Here is a 19,654-nt window from a genome sequence, read left to right on the forward strand (position 1 = left end):
ACAGAGATAAACCACAAGGTTGCCCCCTCTAAGTTCTCCCCCCTAGCTTCCTCCTCCATTAGCGGAGGCGTAAGAATTAAACCACTGTAATTATTGATGAATTTTTACTGATACAATCGCGCAGGGCGAGCGGCTCCAGCGTTGAAAAACGGCCCTCATGGTTTCCTGCGCCACCCCCGCGTGGGATTTCGCGACGAGCACCGCGTCGTGGAGAGGCAGGGCGGTGACCCCAGCAGCCGACAATTCAGTGAGAACCTCGATGAGCATATCGCTTTCGAGGCGCATCAGTTGGAAACCAAGACCCTTCCCAAATAGGTGAGCAATGGGCGCGTGCTTTGCGGCGAGCATCTCGATTGCCGTCCGGAGATTGATGCCATCCGGAAAATGCCGGTGCGTGTCCTCGGGCCAATTCCTCAGCGGCCCCTGCGAGAACAGCAGTGCGTTCATCAGTTTCTTGCAGCCATCCCGGCCGGTGACATTCCTGAAAACATTATAGAGGTCGCCCACGGGCTGCGGCGCTCCGGCCCGCACGTAAGCGAGGCGCGGGAAAAGTTGCCCATAATCGACCTCCGCCACGCGTTCGCCGTCGATACGAATGCGCGGGCGTTCCGTTCGCTCCATTGACATCCAGAAGCCGCCCGCAAGACGGCCGCCGTGAAGCCACGTGGCGTTATTGAAGATGCGTCTCAGCGAGCGGCGATAAGGAGCAATGATTTGCCCATCCCTTCCTAAAGAGAGGCCGGAGTCGTCCTGGCCCGCGACCTCAATGTCAGCCTCGCGCAAAAATCCGTTTATGCGCCCTATTTGGTTCGCGAACTTCTTGGACTGTGCGGTCTCGCGATAGGCGATGGAGGCGGCGTTCCCGTCCTCGTCCTTTCCCTCCTTCAGGAGGACCAACACGGGATCGTCAATTTGACAGATTGCGCGCCATTCGGGAGGAGCTAGCGGGAGATGATCCGCGAGGCGTTCTTGTGGCTCAATGAGCGACGGCATTTTTGACTTAGCCGAGATCCTGTAGCCGCGCCGCCCCTCCGCAATGAGGCCCATGGCGGATAGGAGGTCGATGGCAGTTAGGAAGTGTTGCCCGAGAACAGCGTTCCCTTGCCAGATGACGGCGTGTGACCGGGGCACTGCGAGCTTGGAGTTGCTTCCGGTGGCCTTTAGCAAAATGAGATTGCAGGCCAACGCCTCCACGGCCAGGTAGAACTTCGCCGCGTCCGATTCCCTTCGCGCTCGCTTGCGGGAGCCGCTCTCCGCCTCGTGGGCCAGCAATGTATCTGCCAGCCTTCTGACGGCAGTCTGAAGCTCCGCGCCTTTCGCGCGAAGTTGGGGATCGAACAGCATGGGTCGCGGTTGGGAGGGCATAGGGTTCGGTGCTTAAAGTGACCGGCTCTAACATTGATTATTGACGCACCCGACTAGCTGGCCTGATCTCACGCTAACGATAAGGCCGCCAAATATCGTCCGGGATTCAGCTGGGCGCCTTGCGCGGGCCGCGCCCGTAGCGTTGCTTGTGGGTTAGCACGCCATTCAGGTGCTTCTCGATGACCCATTCGCACGGCTCCTCCAGCATACGTCCCATCAAGCGCAGCACGCGGCCAGATGATCTCGGATAGGCTCGCGACTTAGATCGGCGCTCGCGGCCCTCAGCGTCATAGATCACCCACCCCGTGCCACTGGCGAGCCTATGTACGGCTTTGCACGCTTGCACCGTTCGAAACTCCTTTGCCCTGTGCCCCCGCTCTTCGGCAAGCGCATTCACGGCAAGGACGATTGAGACGATGCGCTCCGGCTTGATCTTGGCGACACGTAGTCGGGCCAGCGCAATCTTCGCCCGCTTCGTCGCCGCAAGGCCTTTCAATCTTGTCGCGATTTCGACGGGCCCGGCGTTATCCAGAGCGAGCTGTGTCGCGTGAATTGCTGCGCTAATGAACTTGTCGTTTGCTGCCCGGAGCTGGAGATAAGTGGCCGCGGCGGTGAGGTACGGCTTCAATTCAGCGGCTGTGTAGGTGTTGAGCCAATAGCTGCCATGTCGCTGCCGGTATTCCGCATGAGAACGGCAGTGATGCGGGGCCAGCCCCTCCTTGGCGGCTTTCATGGTAGGTCGGCCACAGCCGGGGATGACGCACGTAGGCATGGCGGCAAAAGCACCGCGCTCGATGCGTCCCTTCAATAGGTGTTTCGACTGGGCACGCGATGGGGCGATCTTGCCTCGAAACAAGACTGATACTCCTTCCTGAATGTTAGACGATGCGAAACCATTCCGGCCCACGGCCCATCGGGTGCGGTGCACCTCGCGTCGAAATTCGGAAGCTCGAATTCCGGCCGGAATGCTATTCGAAGCAATGTAATTAGGTCGCCGTCTCTGCTGCCGCGTCGATGAGATATTGCGGCCCGTTCAGTCCTAGGCTTTTGCGCATGCCGTGAAGTTCAGCACGGCGTTTCGCAAACACCTTGCGTTTCCCCGTTCTCATGCGCGGCACGACAATGTTTTCGATCATCGCCAGATTCTGGCCGCGGAAGACTAACTCGTACTGCGGTTGAACGGAGTCGCCTGATGGCTTCTTCGGACCGGAGGGCGAGCCGGCATATTGAAGGGCATCGCAGATCGCGACGAGCTTATCGAAATACGGCGTCTTGAATTTCAGGATGAGCGTTGGATTCTTGTTTTTGCGGATGATCTCTATCGATCCGAAATTGTCCACGGTGCCGACAAACCAGTCGATGTCTTCCTGCGTTGCGTTCAGCAACATTTTGATTTCCCTTTATCCATGGCCGCACGATTGCGCACCATGCAACATCACGTAATCGCTTCTGCACGAGAGGCAACGCTTTCGACGAAAAAAAGTTGAAAAAACCCTGCAAAACAAGGGACGGTGGGAGAGAGCTACCCCTCGGAGGGACGCAGAAGGTACTGCGGCATGATGAGTCCCTAGGCCTCCTGTTGGATGAGCACCGCGATGTCAGAAGAGCAGGCAGTCTCGATCAGGCGAACACATGGAGACTGCCCGCACCACTTCGACTGCATGGACACTCGACGAGTACCAAAGCAATGAAGGCCTAGAACCTCGCGGGCAGAGGAAGTCGGCGAGGGGGCGCCGACGATGAGGCAATCACCGGAAACTACGGTCTAGGCGACACCAGTTGAAGTTAAGATGGCGCCCCCGAGACGCCTGACCTGAGCGGGCGTGGGACCACTCGGGGAGTCTAGCAGGGAAGGACGCAAGCACGTGGAGGTGCCCGAAGGGAGTGGGACTACCGGGGCTACAGGTGGCAAGAGAGCTTGGAGCAAGGCACGGGCCGGTCCGCGACGACCGAGGTCATCGGAGCCGGGCTGCCACCCCAACGTACAGGACACACGGGGCTCCAGGAAGCAGGGGAGGGTGTATCTGAGTTTACCACTAAACGCGGCCAGGTCGGTCATCAGGCTGACGGGCGCCTGCGGACCATGAAGAATCAGAGGTGGCTGGCAGAGTCCCGGGTGTATGTGGTCCTCTCCTCTAACGAACGCAGCCGGCGCCTTAACTTGATCACAGCCTTCGAATCCCAAAGAGCGCCTCGCGGGGTCAAGACGCCGCGATCATTGAGACCAGCCGCGATGCTGCGAGCGGACCTAGCGCCAGCGTCCATCACAGCTTGCAGGCTGTCGCGGAGCCGTAGAGCTGTCTCGTCAGCCTTTGACTTTAGAGCCGCGACTGCCGCCTGATTGCCGTATTTCATCAGGTGGACCGCGCCCTTCGGGTTGCCCAACCGCCTGATCTCAGGGTGCCCTCTCTGGCCAACCTTGGCGACTCGATCCCGCGCCACTGCGAGCGCCGCCTTTGTACGTTCGGCGGTCACGTCTCGTTCGTGCTCAGCCACCGCAGCGAGGATCGTGATCGTAAGTCGGTTTGCGTTTGGGAGGTCGCAAGCAATGAACTCAATGCCAGCCCGCTCTAACCCGGTTAGGAAGTGAACGTCTCGCGAGAGCCGATCTAACTTGGCAATTATTAGCGTTGCCCTTGCGTTGCGAGCGTGAGCAAAACTTCGAAGCAGCTCCGGACGCGTGTCCCGCTTTCCGCTTTCGACCTCAACGTATTCTGCCAACAGCGCGTCGGTCGAACCTACTCGGGCAAGATGCTCGCGGACCGATCTGCGTTGAGCTTCGATCCCGAGTCCGTGGAGGCCCTGACTTTCTCGGCTGACCCGTAGATATGAAATGTAGCGCTGCGGTTTCCGAGCAATATGCTTGTCTTTCGCCATGTCGTCCTCGCTGTATGCCCACTAGGCTAACGAACGTTTGGCAATTGGCCATGAGTCAAAACGACTCATTGGAGTCGCTCGTGTCGAACAGATCAGGACCTCAGCGTCGGGGAATGTTCACTGGGTCGCGTCCCAGAGCGGGCACCTTCTAGCGGACCCACGGGGATACGACATGCCGCTCGCGACTAGACAACATCGTCGACGAGCGTTGACACCATTGTTAGTGACGCAGGTAGCCTCCACCAAATGAAAGATGAATGCGGCTTATTGACTCACGCGCACCGGTCTTCGGTCGCGCACGCACGGAGGGCGATTGGCAGATGATCAGCGGCTGCGTGCTTTGCTTTTCGGAGATTTCAGTTTTACGACGGGGTACACGGGGGTAAACCGGCGGGTGGTTGCCATATGGTCACCTCTGAGATGGCTGACCCTTCCCGCAATATCGGCCGGGCTTTCTGATTGCTCTCGCGTCTTCCGATCTTAGGGCTGCGGAATGTCTACGAAATCACAGAATTCGTCCTCGACCGTTGGTTTATAAAACCACGATACAGCTCGCGCACCCGAGACCAATCAAGCTGTTAGATGCTTCGGCATCGCCAGCAGAGGGCGCTGGAATGCAACAGAGTGCGCGTAGTCGGGGACAGTTCGGGGGCAGTGCCTCCGAATGGAGTATTCCATTTTCCTCGGGTTTATGTCCCTCAGCTAATGTAGGCCCCGGCAATCTGGCAGCCGGTGCCAGCGACGATGGCAATGAGCCCCAGCCATCCCAGGGTCCGATATATCTTGTCGACAATGGGCGGCTCGCTGCTGCTTTCGGTGGTGATGAAGTCGCCGCCGCCGGAGGTGCTGATGCGGTATGGCATGCCGTACCGGAATAGGAGAATGACGCCGAACAGGCAGAGCAATAGGCCGGTCGTATTCCAGGCAAAGGGTGTAGCTAGCGCCAGTAACTTTTCTTTCATAGGAATCGTCCAGTGCGGAATTTGGCGAAGGTATCAGATGTCGTCCCGTGTCTTAAGCTCCACGGCTTCTTTTAACGCCCTCGGGCGGGCGGCGTGGGGTCTAAGGTCTATGAAGCAGACGGGCGTTCAATAAAGCCTGGTCGCAGACCCTGTGGCTATTATCCAGATGGCATGCACGGTCATCCCCCAGCCTAGAACCGCCGCCGCCACGAAGCGGGTTTCCCTATCTCGCAGCACTCTCATCATGGGGGCTCCGTTTTGCGTATGGGGCGGTGATTTGCGATTCGCCGTCAGGCCTGCGTGGTCAAGCTAAACCGACATCTTGGCCCTTGCCCTCAACCAGAATGTTTCATCGGTGGATAGGACCTCGACCTTGCACTTCCGCGAATCCGAGGATGATAGATGGTCTCCGTAAAAAACGGAGTGATTCGCATGAAGCAATTGCTGAAACGCTGGTGGGACGGGAAGTATGTGCCGCCGCGCAATGACCCCAACGGTTTCGTATTCATTCTGCAAGGGGACTACGAAAGGCATTGGACTTCTAAGGCCGCGCACGTCGTGGCCGGCTTCTGGCTGAAGTACTGGCAGTGGAGCATCGGAATCGCGGTGACACTTTTCCTAGGTTTGAGGCGCTAGAGTGTTCGTTACTTATTTTGACGAAGTGAAGGCCCAGCCAGCGCAGGGTCAAAACTACTACTTCGTGGGTGGTATTTGCGTGCCCATGGAAAAAATCATGGAAATTGAGGGCCAGCTCAATGCTCTCGCAACGGAATTATTCGGGTTTGCTGATCTCACGCCGGAGACCTGTTTTCACGCAAGACTGATCCATTTCAAAAAGGGGCCGTTCTCCGCGCTGGATTTCCCAGCCAGGCTCGACGTTTTGAACCGGCTTACGAAGATCCTCGCGGAAGCCCCCGTTCGTCGGGTGTACGCTGCGATCGACTATGAAAAGCTGAAGGCTAAGCAAAGGATCGCCGAAATCGCCTTCGCCCACTTTTGCGAACGGGTTGAAATGGCGATGGGGGCGAACGAGCAAACCATCCTGATCGGAGACTTAGATAATCAGGAGTTCAAGAATATGATTGCTGACTTTGCCCGTTACCGGGTGAAGGGTACGCCATGGGATTGGGGCATCAAGATCAGCAGCATCGTGGACTCAGTGCATTTTGCGCGCTCCCATCATTCGCGAATGATCCAGCTTGCCGACATTTACCTCTATACTGTGTCCCATCGTTACGGCAGCCGAAAAGGGGGTTTTGCGGACGCTTACTCAAAAATACTGGCAGAGCACGATTTGTTTCCAACACGCTATAAGGTGTGGCCTCAGAGCTAGAAAGCGCCATGACTATTCAGGAATGGATCAAGTTCGCCCTCCAAAGCAATGTTGTGGCCGCCCTAGTGGTTGGGAGTTTCGGCGTCCTAACGCTTTGGCTAGGCCTTGGGAAGTTTCGGTCAGAAAAGTGGTGGGAGCGAAAGGCGGCTGCGTATGTGGCCGTGATCGAAGGACTGCACGGAATGCACGCTTACACCAAAGCAATCATTGACGAAGCTTCATCGGACTACGAGCTTTCCGATGAATACAAAAAGGCTTTAGGGGAAGCGAGTATGGCCGGCAACGCCGAAGTGAGAAAGGCGGCGACGATCGGTCCGCTGCTGATGAGCAGACATGCGTCAGAGGTTCTTGCTTGGCTGGTGAGAGAGCTAGACGCTCAAGAGGTCGATGAACCGGTTATCGACTATCACCACGCTCGCCTTTTCATTCTAGAAAACGCACTCGTCAAATTGAGGTATCAAGCCAAAAGGGACTTACGCACCTAAGGAACGCACCCACTGATTTGCTAATAAAGGGGCGCCGAGACCTCAAGCTCTCATAGCCTAAAGGCGACTGAACGATGCTGAAAGCCGCAGCGCTTTTGTTGCCAATACAGGTAGAGTCTCGCGGCGCGTTACTGGGTCCACGCCCTAGTCAGGCAAGATGCTCTCAAAATGGTCCGTCAGAAATTCTGGAGCTTCCTTCTTTAACTGTGCGAAATCTGATGGCAATTCATAGCGGGAGCGATCGTTAGTCGACTTATAGCGCACGACATTGTTCTGAAGGTAATTTGCAATAGGATGAAACGATTGGTCGACATCGCGGTTAACGCGCCGCGTGACGGGCCAAGGACAACAAAGGCGCCAGTACTTGTTAGCGTACTCATAGTGGATACGAACAGGGTCCGCGGGATCCAGCTTGCAATTCAATTTTCGACATGCTGCTAGATCAAAACTTAAGCGCGTCTTTGCCAATACTCTATCGATCATAGTTATCAATGCTATGTTCCCGAGGGTCCTCTCCGCATAGGCGCCGCCGACGTCAGAGTGCACGCCCGGCATCCATATCTGCTCCATCCAAGAGACGGCCGATTCTTCTACCCCGGTCCACATGATTGGCCGGAAAAAGGACCTTGTTTCGTCCATTGCCAGGATCTGCACCGCATTCTTAACGTTCGCTTGCAGTCTGCCCCTTTGAAGTCGTAGCCGTTGAGCGGCCGCTGCCCAGCCATGGCCGCCAGACACGGTTTCGTAGACGCCCACGAATTCAATCGTCGGGTGGGCGTCGGAACAAAGGGACTTGTAATCTGCTATTTTCTGTTTGGCCCGCGGACCATCATCCCTCAAACCAGGCTCTAAAACCTCCTGCTCACCGAGATAGTCAGCCCAAATGTCCGCAAAACTATTGATATATTTATCTTCGAGAATTCCTTTCGCCAAAAGTCCAGTTAATGCCCGGGCAACTACCGCCCCTCTGGAAAAGCCGAAGATGTAGATTCTATCGTTTGGTTGATAGTTTGAGCAAATATTCACGTACAGATCTGCAATCAGAACATCGATCCCATTTGCAAATCCTCCGTCGATATACCGTCTTATTCCGCCAATTGCGCCAAGACCTCTGCTGTAGTGCACTATTTGCGCGTGACCATCAGTAGCATCGGCGTTCAGCAATGTGTTCATTCGATAAACGTTCGAATAAACGTCAAGCGTGTTTCCACTCCCGGCCCAGAGCCAAGTGCCGTCGATGAAATAGATTAGGTGTCGATAGCCGCCTTTCCGGAGTGTCGCCATTTCCAACCCTCACCAACGAATGAAGCAAAGCCGCATCTCGTTGCAGCAGACGAGGCTGGGATATTGCGCGAGCGATGCAGGCAGACAGTATTCCAGTGTTCTACCACTTGAAAAAAATCTGCCTGCTAGGAAGCGGTTGGCCAAGACCTATTAAGCAGCCAATGGCAGGTCCGCCGTGTCGCGATCAATCTTGCCAAGCGTAGCTTCTCGCTGAGCTATCAATTCTGTCAGCTGTTTTCGAAGGTTGATATCGCCACCATCTGTCGGCACCTTAATCGGGTCGATCCCCTTTGCTACTAGCTCATCGATGCTAGACTTCAATTTCGCGATTGCGCGATCGTATCCAGCTGCGACCTCGTTCTTTGCACCGGATCGACCTTGAGCGCCCGCGGCTTTCATGCCACCGATAACCGCTTCAATTTCTGCTCTCATGCGCGAGCCGATGCTGTCACCCTCGCTCTTCAGCTGCTCTCCCGCCTCTTTTAGCTTAGCAGTCTCTGCTCTAACGTTTACTACCGTGATTTGCGGCAATTTGAGATCCCACTTGACTGTCTCCATTTTAAATTCAGGCAGATCAAGTTTAATATCCTGACGCTTCATCTTAACTGAAGGAAGATCAAATATAATCTTTTGTTCCTCCAGGAACGGCTCTGGAACAGAAACGATTATAGGCTTCCACTCGATCTTAAACGGCCCATGAAATTCCGGATACTCTCCGACTTTCCGGTCCACCATGCGAACTGATGGTGTATGAAATATGATGGTTTGACGCTCAGAGAATACCTCTGGCAGATCGAGCGATATCGTTGTCGATCGCATGGTGACAGAGGGAACATCAAAGATGATGTCTTCGTCTTTCCAATCGATCTTGAAGTCGATACCGATCGCGGCTCCTCCATCACTAGGTTTTTCGTAGTCATCGACAAGTCGTTGAGCCCGCTTCTTCAAATCTTCTAATTGGGGGCTGTATCGGTCTTTAATAATCTGAATTTGCTCTTGGATCGTGGGCATATAATTTCTCCTTTTAATACACGCCTTGATTAATATCACATTTCCGCGCAATCCGAAAGCGTATACAACGACAGCTTTTATTCCCTAATGCTCTCCCTTTGGGTTGTGGGAGGTCGCGTCGTTTGTCAGTCATTGTTCCTCGAGTTCGCGCTTTTCGCGCAAACAAACACCAAGCCCATTCGCCCATTTTTCATGTGCCTGCGAAGTCGAAGCGCTAACATTGGCTGCCGCTCGGCCAGTGTTTTCGCGAGCGGATCCATCCTCTGCCGTGCGACCATCGATCGAAAACTAAGTCCCGCACGTCAAAAAATTCGCACAGCTCACGACTGGCGGCTTCACGGCTAGATTGGAGGAGCTTCTGCCGTGGAACTGGCGACGCCGATCGGTCGCAGCAGAGGCAGCATAACCACTCTTGGCAGAATGCACCGTCTATCGGGTAGGCGGCACTCGCCGCGCTGCGCATTCACGCTGTACCCAAGCTCCGAAACCTCCTCGTGCTCCAAGAGGCTTGCTCTCGGCGAGCATTGCATCTGATGCTTTCATTTCGGAAGTCAGAAGTGTTATCGAACTGATGTCGGGTGTCGAAGTTTAAGGCCGTTTGAGCCTTCAGAATCCTCATATTCCCGCACGCGAGTTCGGCGATGCTGGATAAAAAACCGTGTATCGGAGTTTGATCGCTTAGGAGCTTTGACAAATCAGCGGCTTTTGCGGGAAGAGCGAGCTAGGAGGGAAGCTTGATCGATTCCACACAGGCCTTCTTCAAGCGCGACAATTGTGCGTGTGAATAGAGCCCGAACGTGATCCCGACCTCGCTCTCGTGCCCCATGATGTCTGCCACGACGTTCTCGCGATGTCCGGCATCCTCCGCCTTAGTCGCGAACCAGCGTCTAAAGCTATGGAAGTTTACCTTCGACCGTCGTGCGCCTGGCCTCTTGTCGTGCACGCCGAGTTTCTTACGGTAGTAGGTAAACCGCTTCGAGAGCGCCATGGTCCGGTTGCCATCCCAACCGGTGTCCTGAAAATCGAGAAACAGATAAGCTGCTGCGTCGCGCTTCCCCACAAGTTTTGCAATCATCGGCCGGAGACCCGAATGAATGGGAATGGTCCGAACGCCCGCGGCAGATTTGCTCCGAGTGATGCTGAAAGTGTTGTCGCGGCAATCCCCGACGCGGAGCTGTCCGATCTCGTCAAGGCGCATTCCGGATAGCGCCGAAATCCTCATAACATTGGCCATGTCGGGATCTGCCGGGCCCGCGAGAAGAGTGCGAATCTCATCATCTGTGAACGGCCGCTCGGGACCCATTGGACCATCCGGGGCTATCCTGTGTGCTTTGGCCTTGGGAAGCGACTTCCGCATCCACGGGTTCGATTTCACGCCGAAGCTCTTCTCCAGCCAAGTCCAATATTGCCGCAACGCGGATAGCTTCTTGTTGGCCGTTTTGAAGTGAACGCCAGCTTTGACGAAAGCCTCATCGCGGAAGTCGGCGGCAACTCGATCGGTTGTGGTCTCGATGAAGAAACCTTGGCTGGCCTTTGTGCACCATTCTTTGAACTGCGCTAGCGCGGTGCGGGCGTCGGCTTTGGTGCGCTCGCTATAAGTCGAGGCCGCCAGCCACCGTTCAACGTAGAGGTCCGCGGGCGTGGCCTTTGCGGACGCCAGTTGGACGAATTCGGTGGCCTGCTTAGTGGCTGCTCGGGGCTCCTCGAAAGGGTGGTAGTCGTCCCGGGTGCCGCCGGCTGAGACATCGATCTCCTGAGCCCGGTCCCATATCTGATACATGAGGTCATTGCGTCGCGCCGCATCCGCTCGGACGAACTCGTCCCGGAGCGCCATGGCCTCCAGGAGTATCGGATTGTGATCCTCCGGGCCGGGCGTCCGGTGCTTGGCAATCTCAGACTTCAAATCCGCAACGGCATTCCAGCGGGCAACGCGGGCCGCCCGGAGGTCGGTAGTCTCCAGGGACTTCAGAAGCCGCTTCTTCCCAATGACCTGCCGTAACGTCCTGGGGACCTCAGCGACGGCGTACCATGTCGTCCCTTCGCCCCGGGGCTGAGTTAGGTACCGCCGATCGCCGCCACCTTTTTTCGCTCTGACAACAATGTTCACTTAGCCCGCCCCTAACAGTGCCCCCAACGGGTTGCCCCTAACGCGGAAGCTGATATAGGCCTACAGCGACGCGTTTTCTAGCATTTCAGACCCTTTCGCGTAGGGTCCAGGTTCCCCAGCCAGTTCCAGGCACGCCCAAAGGTCAAGATCTCGAGGCCCCTCGGTGACGGTGACCGTCCACGGGCCGCGCCGCCGGTCGCGACCGTTTGCCTCATCTGAAATCGCATTTCCCCGGTCGGATCGCCGTTCTCTGCATCGTCCTTGGGTCACACAACTCAAGGAGATCCCTGATGCCCTATGTCGATGGTTTCGTTCTGGCTGTGCCGAAGGACAAGATCGAGGCCTACAAGACGCTGTCGACGACCGCCTGCGCGCTCTGGATGGAGCACGGCGCGCTCGATTATGTCGAATGCGTCGCTGACGATGTCCCCTATGGCGAACTCACCTCGTTTCCGCGCGCGGTGATGGCGAAGGAGGATGAGGTCGTGGTGTTCGCCTGGATCGTCTATCGCGACCGGGAGACCCGCGATGCCGTCAACAAGAAGGTGATGGCGGACCCGCGGCTGAAGATGGAGGGCATGCCGTTCGACGGCAAGCGCATGATCTATGGCGGCTTCACGACATTGCTCAGGGCGAGCGACGTCGTCAGCTGAGAGGCGGGGGAGAAAGCCTATCTCGGAGGTGCGCGGTCGACTTCGGCCTGCAACAGCGGGCAGCCGGCGAGCCGCGCCTCCATCACCGAATACACGCTGCTGATCGACACGGCTGCTGCACGTCACCGTCACCATGCACAATGACCAGCGGCTCGACGGCGACGCGCAGATGGCGCGGCAGTAACGGGGACTTGCGTTACTTGATCTTGTCGTAGGCGGCCGCGAAATCGCCCAGCGGCATCGGGATCGCGATCGTCTCCTTGGCCATGTTCTGGAAGGAGACCTTGAGCTGCTTGCCCGACCGCAAGGCGGCAAGCAGGTCCGGCGCGATCGGCGCCGAGGCGTAGCAGCCGCGGTTCTCGCAGGTCTGGATCTGCAAATCGACCGTCTTTCCCTCGTCGACCTGGAGCTTGGCGCCGATGGGAAGGTTGAGGCCGAGCGGCAATTGCAGCAGCGCCACCGGCGTGCGGGTGTCGGGCGCGATGCGGATGTTGATCAAAACGATGGTCTGGCCGGTCTTGGTCAGCACCGCGTTCTGCTCCATCGCGCATTCGAGCGGCGCGTCGCGGCTGACGCTGGTGCAACGCACGATCCAGCCGGGCTGTTGTGCCGGCGCGCCGTCAGCCTGTGGCTGCGTCGGAGCCGGCGCGGGCTGTGCCGCCGGAGCGGGGGCGTTCTTCTTGGCCTGTTGGGCATACGCGGCGCCCAAGGGCAACAGGACAGCTGCGGCGAGGGCGACAAGTCTGGATTGCATGAGCATGGCGAGACCGCGTTGGCGTGAACCGGGGGCCTCGCTGTAGCGTCGCCGGAAGCGCCGTGCAAGCCGCTACTCGGCGGCTTCCTTAACGGTGCCGTGCTCGACCGTCTCGCCGCCTTCGCCGTCACCCGAACGGCCCCAGCCCGAGAACCAGTTGTTGAGCTCGTCGAGATAGAGATAGACCACCGGCGTGGTGAACAGCGTCAGCGCCTGGCTGACGATCAGGCCGCCGACCATGGCGTAGCCGAGCGGCTGGCGGATCTCGGCGCCGGTGCCGTGGCCGAGCATCAGCGGCACGCCGCCGAGCAGCGCGGCCATCGTCGTCATCATGATCGGGCGGAAGCGGAGCAGGGCGGCCTGGCGGATCGATTCCGCCGGCGTCTTGTGCTCGTCGCGTTCGGCGGCGATGGCGAAGTCGACCATCATGATGCCGTTCTTCTTCACGATGCCGATCAGGAGAATGATTCCGATCAAGGCAATGAGGCTGAAGTCGAATCCGGCCGCCATCAGGATCAGAAGCGCGCCGACGCCTGCCGAGGGCAGGGTCGACAGAATCGTGATCGGATGGATGTAGCTCTCGTAGAGGATGCCGAGGATCAGGTAGACCACGACGAGCGCGGCAAGGATCAGCAGCGGCACGGTGCCGAGCGATTGCTGGAACGCCTGCGCGGTGCCCTGGAAGCTCGAGTTCAGCGTCGGCGGCGCGCCGAGATCTGCCATCGCCTTCTGCACGGCTTCCGTCGCCTGACCGAGCGCGACGCCCTGGCCGAGGTTGAAGCTGATGGTGATCGCCGGGAACTGGCCCTGGTGGCTGATCGAGAGCGGGCGGACCGGATCGGTGGTCCAGGTCGCGAACGTCGATAGCGGCACCTGGTCGCCCGTCAGCGGCGACTTCAGATAGAGCTTGTTCAGGCTGTCGAGATTGCCCTGCATCTCCGGCAGGATCTCCAGGATCACCTTGTAGGTGTTGAGCTGGGTGAAATACTGCGTGATCTGCCGTTGTCCGAAGGCGTCATACAGCGTGTCGTCGATCAGCTGCGGCTGGATGCCGTAGCGCGCGGCGGTGTCGCGGTTGATCTTGAGCTGGACCGTGGTGCCCTGGGTCTGCTGGTCGGTCGCGACGTCGCGCAGCTCCGGCAGCGTCTGCATCTTGGCGAGGATTTTGGGCGCCCATTCGTTGAGCTCGTCCAGATTGGCGTCCTGCAGCGTGAATTCGAACTGCGTACGCGTCGGCCGTCCGCCGAGGCGCACGTCCTGGGCTGCCTGCATGTAGACGCGGGCGCCCTCGACCTTGTCGAACTGGGGACGCAGTCGCGCGATGATCTGCTGAGCCGAGGCATCGCGCTTGTCGCGAGCCTTCAGAGTGATGAATATGTTGCCGTTGTTGCCGGCGCGGCCGCTGCCGCCGATCGACATGGCGACGCTGGCAACATCGGGATCGGCGAGGATGATCTTGCCGAGCTGTTCCTGACGCCGGGTCATCTCCTTGAACGAAATGTCCTGCGAGGCTTCCGAAGTCGCCGTGATCAGGCCGACATCCTGCTGCGGGAAGAAACCCTTCGGGATCAGGACGAACAAATAGATCGACAGTCCGAGCGTGGCGAAGAAGATCGCCAGCGTGGTGCGCCGCCAGGCCAGGGCGTGGTCGAGAACGTATTCGTAGCCGCGCAGCATCGCGTCGAAGGCGCGCTCGCTCCATTGATAGAACCGGCCGTGGCGCACCTCGCCATGGGCGCGCAGGAAGCGCGAGGCCATCATCGGCGTCAGGGTCAGCGACACGAACATCGAGACGAAGATGGTCATCGCCAGCACGACGGCGAATTCGCGGAACAGGCGCCCGATGATGCCGCCCATCAAGAGCAGCGGAATCAGCACTGCGACCAGCGAGATGCTGATCGACACGATGGTGAAACCGATTTCCTTCGAGCCGCGGAAGGCCGCCGCCATCGGCGATTCGCCTTCCTCGATGTAGCGCGTGATGTTCTCGAGCATCACGATGGCATCGTCGACGACGAATCCGACCGCGATGGTGAGTGCCATCAGCGATAGATTGTCGAGGGAATAGCCGACGACCCACATCAGCGCGCAGGCGCCGAGCAGCGCCAGCGGAACCGTGATGGCCGGAATGACGGTGGCCCAGAAGCTGCGCAGGAAGATGAAGATGACCATGACCACGAGGGCGATGGTCAGCAGCAGCGTGAACTGGACGTCCTCGACGGCGGCGCGGATGGTCGTTGTGCGGTCGCTGATGAGCTCGATCTTGATGGCGGGCGGGATCGCGGCCACGAGGCGAGGCAGGGTGGCCTTGATCCGATCGACGGTCTCGATGACGTTGGCGCCCGGCTGCTTGAATATCACCAGGAACACGCCACGCTTGCCGTTGGCCCAGGCCGCCTGCTTGGCGTCTTCAGCGGCGCTGACCGCCTGGCCGATGTCGCGGATTCGCAATGGAGCGCCGTTGCGATAGGCGATGATGACGTCGTTCCAGTCCTTCGCGTGCGTGAGCTGGTCGTTGGCGTAGATCGTGTAAGCGCGCTTCTCGCCGTCGATATTGCCCTTCGGACTGTCGACCGTGGTGATCGCGATCTGGCTGCGTACGTCCTCCATCGACAGGCCCTTGGCGACCAGCTTCGCCGGATCGACCTGGACGCGGATCGAGGGTTTCTGCTGGCCGCCGATGAAGACCTGGGCGACGCCGGAGAGCTGGCTGATCTGCTGGGCGAGCTGGGCGTCGACCGCGTCGCTGACGCTGGTCAGAGGCAACGTCTCCGATGTCGCAGACAGCAGCAGGATCGGCGCATCCGCCGGGTTGACCTTGCGGTACGTCGGCGGCGACGGCAGGTTCTTCGGCAGCTGGCCGCTGGCGGCGTTGATGGCGCCCTGCACGTCATTGGCGGCGCCGTCGATGCTGCGGTTGAGATCGAACTGGATGGTGATCGACGCCGTGCCGAGATAGCTCGTCGAGGTCATCTGGGCGATGCCGGGAATCTGGGCGAACTGGCGCTCCAGCGGCTGCGCCACCGACGAAGCCATCGTCTCGGGGCTACCGCCCGGCAAATTGGCGGTGATCTGGATGGTCGGGAAGTCGACCTGCGGCAGCGGTGCGACCGGGAGCAGGGGATAGGCGACGAGACCGACGAAGAGGATGCCGGCCATCAGCAGCGAGGTGCCGATGGGATAACGGATGAAAGGTGCCGAAATCCCGCCCTCGGTCATTCCTGTCGTACCTTGTTCTGGGCCGGGTTCGAACTCGCCACCGTCGTCGAGACGAGGCTTCCGGGCTGCACCTTGAACTGGCCGCCGGTGATCACCTGCTGACCGGCGCTCAGCCCTTCTTCGATGACCGAATGTCCGTCGATGGCGTAGCTGACCTTGACCTTGTGCACCTCGGCCTTGTTGTCCTGATTGACGGTATAGGCGTAGAGGCCATTGGTCGAATGCTGGACCGCGTCATCCGGAACCACGGTCGCATCCTTCAGCGTCCGCACCAGAAGCCGCGTCAAGACCGACTGGCCCGGCCACAGCGTGTGGTCCTTGTTGTCGAACACCGCCTTGAGCCGGATCGTTCCGCTGCTGGTGTCGACCTGGTTGTTGATGACCGCAAGCTTGCCCTCGGCCAGCGTCTTCTTGCCGTCGGTGGTGAAAGCGATCACCTTGAGCGCGCCGCTCTTCTGCCCTTCGGTGATATAGGGCAGCTGGTCTTCCGGCGCGGTGAAGATCACGGAGATCGGCTCGACCTGCGAGATCGTGACGATGCCCGTCTGCGTCGAGGCGTTGACGATGTTGCCGATGTCGACCTGGCGCAGGCCGGCGACGCCGGTGATCGGCGCCTTGACCTGGGTGTAGTCGAGCTGGGTCTGGGCGTTGGCGATCGCGGCTTCGTCGGCGGCGATCTGGGCGGTGAGCTGGGCGACGGTCGAGCGCTGGGTGTCGACCCGCTGGGCGGTGGCGAATTCGCCGAGCTTCATGGCGCGCTGAAGCTCGAGATTGGCGTTGGCCAGACTAGCCTCGTCCTGCGCCTTCTTGGCCTTGGCCTGGTCGAGCGTGGCTTGATAGGGACGGGGATCGATCGAGACCAGAAGCTCGCCCTGCTGGACGATCTGGCCTTCGCGGAAGGCGAGCTTGTCGATCTGGCCATCCACGCGGGTGCGGACTTGCACGGTGTTGAACCCCTGAACCGTGCCGAGACCGGTCAGATAGACCGGGAAGTCGACCTTCTGGACCGGGGCAACGCTGACGGGGACGGCGGGCGGGCGGGGCGGACCCTTCTGGGCGGTCTGGGTTTTTCCAGCCTGGGAGGCGCCGAATTTCTGCCAACCATAGTAACCCGCGGAGGCCACGGCCGCGATGATCAGAATCCAGAGGATCGGCCGGGACTTTTTCATATCGTCTCGTGTCGGCTCTTGTGCCCTCAGCTACGAATTATGGGGCAATCGTAGGGTTCCATAAGCGTTTGTATAATACACGCCAAGTTCCAGTGTAAACAGCACTATCAGTTGAGAATCCTAAACAATTGGAAAGCTTTGCACCGTCTGGGCAGTGGTCTGGCACGGCGGTGTGCAGTGCTGCATTTTCCCGGCAGACGCGATCGGCGGGCAAACCTCAAGCAGCACTCCCAGACGGTGTGCTCGGGCCGAATGGTGCGGGCCGAGCCGCCAGTCGGTATCGTAACAAGAATGGTTCTAAGTCGGGCGGAAGCCGTTTCGGTTGTCAGGAATTTCGGCATCGTCCATATCGGCGCCGCCACAAAGGGAGCGCAGGATGGACGAGCTGAACGGCAAGCTGATCGCGTGTCAGATTCTGATCACGGGATTGATCGCGCGTGTCGCCAATGAGCAGCGCGATCCCTTGCGCTTCCTCACCGACTTCCGGGACGAGATCAAAGCCGTCGTGAACGGCGTCAACATCGCCGGCATGGACAGCACTGATCGCGTGCGCGCTGTTGCGCTGAAAACCGTCGACGAATTGTTTTCGCTGATGAAGCCGCCGAGCAGCGATTGATGCTGTGAGCGAGACCGCCGATTGCCCAGCATCGGCGCGTTGTCTTTTAGAACGAGTCCAATATCAGTTTAGAACGATTTCAAACTGTAGTTTAGAATTGTTTTGAACTGGACTGATTCAAGGGTTCTTGCGAGGCGCTCGCATTGACCCGCTATTTTGTGGTCGATACCAACACTCATCGTTCGTCGAAGTGAATGAGCGAACAGGAAGATGGGGCGTTTGGTAATGGGGCAGGTGGTCGCACCGAAGTCGTTGCGTTCGGTCGCAGCATTCGGTCTGGTGGATGAAAAGTTCGCAGGCGTTTCCGGCAAGAAGGTCTCCGCAGTTGCGAGCTTGATCGCGGTGGCGTCGGTGTCGAGCGGCGCGCAGGCGCAGCAGTCGAACCTGCCGCCGGTGACGGTCGATGCTCCCGTCGAACGTCCGCGTCCAACGTCGTCGAAGCCCTCGCCGGAGCAGGTCCGCGCCCGCAATGCGATTCGCCGCGCCGCGCAGCGCGAGCAGGCGGCTCAGCAGACGGCGCCGACCACACCGTCAGGCGCTCCCGACGGCAATCCCTATGCGGATCCGGCCGCGCCCTACAAGGTCGACCACGTCCAGGCCAGCGGCAAGTTTCCCGAGAAGATGCTGAACACGCCCAAGTCGATCACGGTGCTCAGCAAGGAAGTGCTCGAGGACAAGAACGCGACGACGCTGAAGGAGATCGGGCGCTCGACCGCGGGCGTGACGCTGGGCTCGGGCGAGGGCGGCAACGCGTTCGGCGACCGTTTCTTCATCCGCGGCTTCGATGCGCGCAACGACGTGTTCATCGACGGCATCCGCGATCCCGCCGTGTCCATCCGCGAGAACTTCTTCACCGAGCAGATCGAGATTCTGCGCGGTCCCGCGTCCTCCTATGCCGGCCGCGGCACCGCCGGCGGCGCCATCAACATCGTCACCAAGCAGGCGGGCGATCGCAATTTCCAGCGCATGGATACCGAGTTCGGGACCGACTACACAAAGCGCGTCACGCTCGACGTCAACCAGGTCATCGATCCCACCTTCTCGGTGCGCACGGGCGGCCTGTTCCAGGACGCCAACGTCGCCGGCCGCAATTATGTGACCGACAATCGCTGGGGCTCCTTCATCTCGACCAAGTACACCCCGACGAGCGACATCAAGATCACCACGAACTACGTCCACACCGACCTCAGCGGTCTGCCGGATTTCGGCGTGCCCTATTACAGGCAGGGCAATGTGCCGGTGACCTCGGCTGGTATTCCGCGCGGCAACTGGTACGGCTTCCTCAATCGCGACTTCCAGACGGCGCGGCAGGATTTCGGCACCGGCACGATCGAGTACAAGGTCAACGAGGCCATCACGCTGACCAGCAAGGTGCGCGGCGAGCATTCGGTGCTCAACTATATCGGCACGCTGCCGCAGAACCCGATTACGACCAGCCCCAATCCGATGCTCTGGACCACGACGGCGAGCGCGCAGAGCCGCTACCAGAACGTGGACGTGTGGACCAATCAGAACGAGGCGACGTTCAAGCTCGACACCGGCGGGGTCAAGCACACCGCGGTGTTCGGCGTCGAATATTCGAACGAGAACATCTCGATCGACCGCTACGCCGGCCTCGCGTCAGAGCTGGCCGGAAGCCCGTTCACGAGCACCGGTGCCGTCACGGGGGTCAATCTCTACTCCCCGCAATACACCAACATTCCCTTCGGCATTCCGGGGCTCGTCGGAAATCCGACGCGCTATGGCGTCAACACCAGCAGCGTGTACGTCATGGACACCGCGAACTGGCAGGACACGATCATCGTCAACGGCGGTATCC

Annotated in this window: 17 protein-coding genes; 6 read left to right on the plus strand and 11 right to left on the minus strand. The window is 59.1% G+C overall.

The features are described from left to right. Positions 1-90: 90 nt before the first annotated feature. The 5 genes from IC66_RS0101190 to IC66_RS0101210 all read right to left on the minus strand — a co-directional run bounded on the left by IC66_RS0101190 (position 91) and on the right by IC66_RS0101210 (position 5,204). Positions 91-1,344 (minus strand): hypothetical protein, encoded by a 1,254-nt coding sequence (locus IC66_RS0101190; RefSeq protein WP_244429068.1) that lies wholly within the window; start codon positions 1,342-1,344, stop codon positions 91-93. 127 nt (positions 1,345-1,471) lie between these two features. After that, positions 1,472-2,098, minus strand: coding sequence for a hypothetical protein (locus IC66_RS0101195; RefSeq protein WP_244429069.1), 627 nt, complete (start codon positions 2,096-2,098; stop codon positions 1,472-1,474). Between the two features lie 253 nt (positions 2,099-2,351). Beyond that, positions 2,352-2,753 (minus strand): hypothetical protein, encoded by a 402-nt coding sequence (locus IC66_RS0101200; RefSeq protein WP_038946389.1) that lies wholly within the window; start codon positions 2,751-2,753, stop codon positions 2,352-2,354. 703 nt (positions 2,754-3,456) lie between these two features. Continuing rightward, positions 3,457-4,242, minus strand: coding sequence for a recombinase family protein (locus IC66_RS0101205; protein ID WP_049806430.1), 786 nt, complete (start codon positions 4,240-4,242; stop codon positions 3,457-3,459). A gap of 698 nt (positions 4,243-4,940) precedes the next feature. Beyond that, positions 4,941-5,204: a hypothetical protein gene (locus IC66_RS0101210; RefSeq protein WP_038946391.1), complete on the minus strand. Its 264-nt coding sequence runs from the start codon at positions 5,202-5,204 to the stop codon at positions 4,941-4,943. 432 nt (positions 5,205-5,636) lie between these two features. Between IC66_RS0101210 and IC66_RS0101215 the strand changes: the two genes are divergently transcribed. From IC66_RS0101215 to IC66_RS0101225, 3 genes are read left to right on the plus strand one after another with little or no spacing between them, the layout of a single operon-like run. Continuing rightward, complete coding sequence (locus tag IC66_RS0101215; RefSeq protein WP_038946392.1) at positions 5,637-5,840, plus strand: hypothetical protein; 204 nt, start codon at positions 5,637-5,639, stop codon at positions 5,838-5,840. Between the two features lies 1 nt (position 5,841). Further along, positions 5,842-6,537 carry a DUF3800 domain-containing protein gene (locus IC66_RS0101220; protein WP_038946393.1) on the plus strand — a complete coding sequence of 232 codons (696 nt, stop codon included), beginning with the start codon at positions 5,842-5,844 and terminating at the stop codon, positions 6,535-6,537. 8 nt (positions 6,538-6,545) lie between these two features. Continuing rightward, the gene (locus IC66_RS0101225; protein ID WP_157158002.1) at positions 6,546-7,022 is read left to right on the plus strand and encodes a hypothetical protein; all 477 of its coding nucleotides are present in this window, start codon (positions 6,546-6,548) and stop codon (positions 7,020-7,022) included. Positions 7,023-7,166: 144 nt separating this feature from the next. Here IC66_RS0101225 and IC66_RS0101230 read toward each other — a convergent pair whose 3' ends face one another. The 3 genes from IC66_RS0101230 to IC66_RS0101240 form a co-directional block, all read right to left on the minus strand. Further along, on the minus strand, positions 7,167-8,306 hold the full coding sequence (locus IC66_RS0101230) for a phospholipase effector Tle1 domain-containing protein (RefSeq protein ID WP_038946395.1): 1,140 nt from the start codon (positions 8,304-8,306) through the stop codon (positions 7,167-7,169). Between the two features lie 150 nt (positions 8,307-8,456). Further along, positions 8,457-9,317, minus strand: coding sequence for a hypothetical protein (locus IC66_RS0101235; protein ID WP_038946397.1), 861 nt, complete (start codon positions 9,315-9,317; stop codon positions 8,457-8,459). A 721-nt stretch (positions 9,318-10,038) separates the two neighbouring features. Next, a complete protein-coding gene (locus IC66_RS0101240) occupies positions 10,039-11,424 on the minus strand; it encodes a tyrosine-type recombinase/integrase (protein ID WP_038946398.1) in 1,386 nt (461 codons plus the stop codon). A 290-nt stretch (positions 11,425-11,714) separates the two neighbouring features. Between IC66_RS0101240 and IC66_RS0101245 the strand changes: the two genes are divergently transcribed. Further along, positions 11,715-12,077, plus strand: a complete 363-nt coding sequence (locus IC66_RS0101245) for a DUF1428 domain-containing protein (protein WP_038946399.1) — start codon at positions 11,715-11,717, stop codon at positions 12,075-12,077. Between the two features lie 196 nt (positions 12,078-12,273). On the opposite strand, the gene IC66_RS0101250 is transcribed toward IC66_RS0101245, so the two are convergent. The 3 genes from IC66_RS0101250 to IC66_RS0101260 form a co-directional block, all read right to left on the minus strand. After that, positions 12,274-12,837 carry an invasion associated locus B family protein gene (locus IC66_RS0101250; protein ID WP_028145177.1) on the minus strand — a complete coding sequence of 188 codons (564 nt, stop codon included), beginning with the start codon at positions 12,835-12,837 and terminating at the stop codon, positions 12,274-12,276. Between the two features lie 66 nt (positions 12,838-12,903). After that, positions 12,904-16,050 (minus strand): multidrug efflux RND transporter permease subunit, encoded by a 3,147-nt coding sequence (locus IC66_RS0101255; protein ID WP_028145176.1) that lies wholly within the window; start codon positions 16,048-16,050, stop codon positions 12,904-12,906. Next, entirely contained in the window at positions 16,047-17,219 is a 1,173-nt protein-coding gene (locus IC66_RS0101260; protein ID WP_038946400.1) for an efflux RND transporter periplasmic adaptor subunit, read from the minus strand. The genes IC66_RS0101255 and IC66_RS0101260 overlap by 4 nt, the downstream gene beginning before the upstream one ends. A 376-nt stretch (positions 17,220-17,595) precedes the next feature. Here IC66_RS0101260 and IC66_RS0101265 point away from each other — a divergent pair, with 376 nt between their 5' ends. Further along, positions 17,596-17,835, plus strand: coding sequence for a hypothetical protein (locus IC66_RS0101265; RefSeq protein ID WP_018319817.1), 240 nt, complete (start codon positions 17,596-17,598; stop codon positions 17,833-17,835). A gap of 225 nt (positions 17,836-18,060) precedes the next feature. Beyond that, a partial coding sequence (locus IC66_RS0101270; RefSeq protein ID WP_038946401.1) for a TonB-dependent receptor occupies positions 18,061-19,654 on the plus strand: 1,594 nt, incomplete at its 3' end.

It is taken from the genome of Bradyrhizobium genomosp. III (genome assembly GCF_000261705.1).
GTDB lineage: Bacteria > Pseudomonadota > Alphaproteobacteria > Rhizobiales > Xanthobacteraceae > Bradyrhizobium > Bradyrhizobium ottawaense.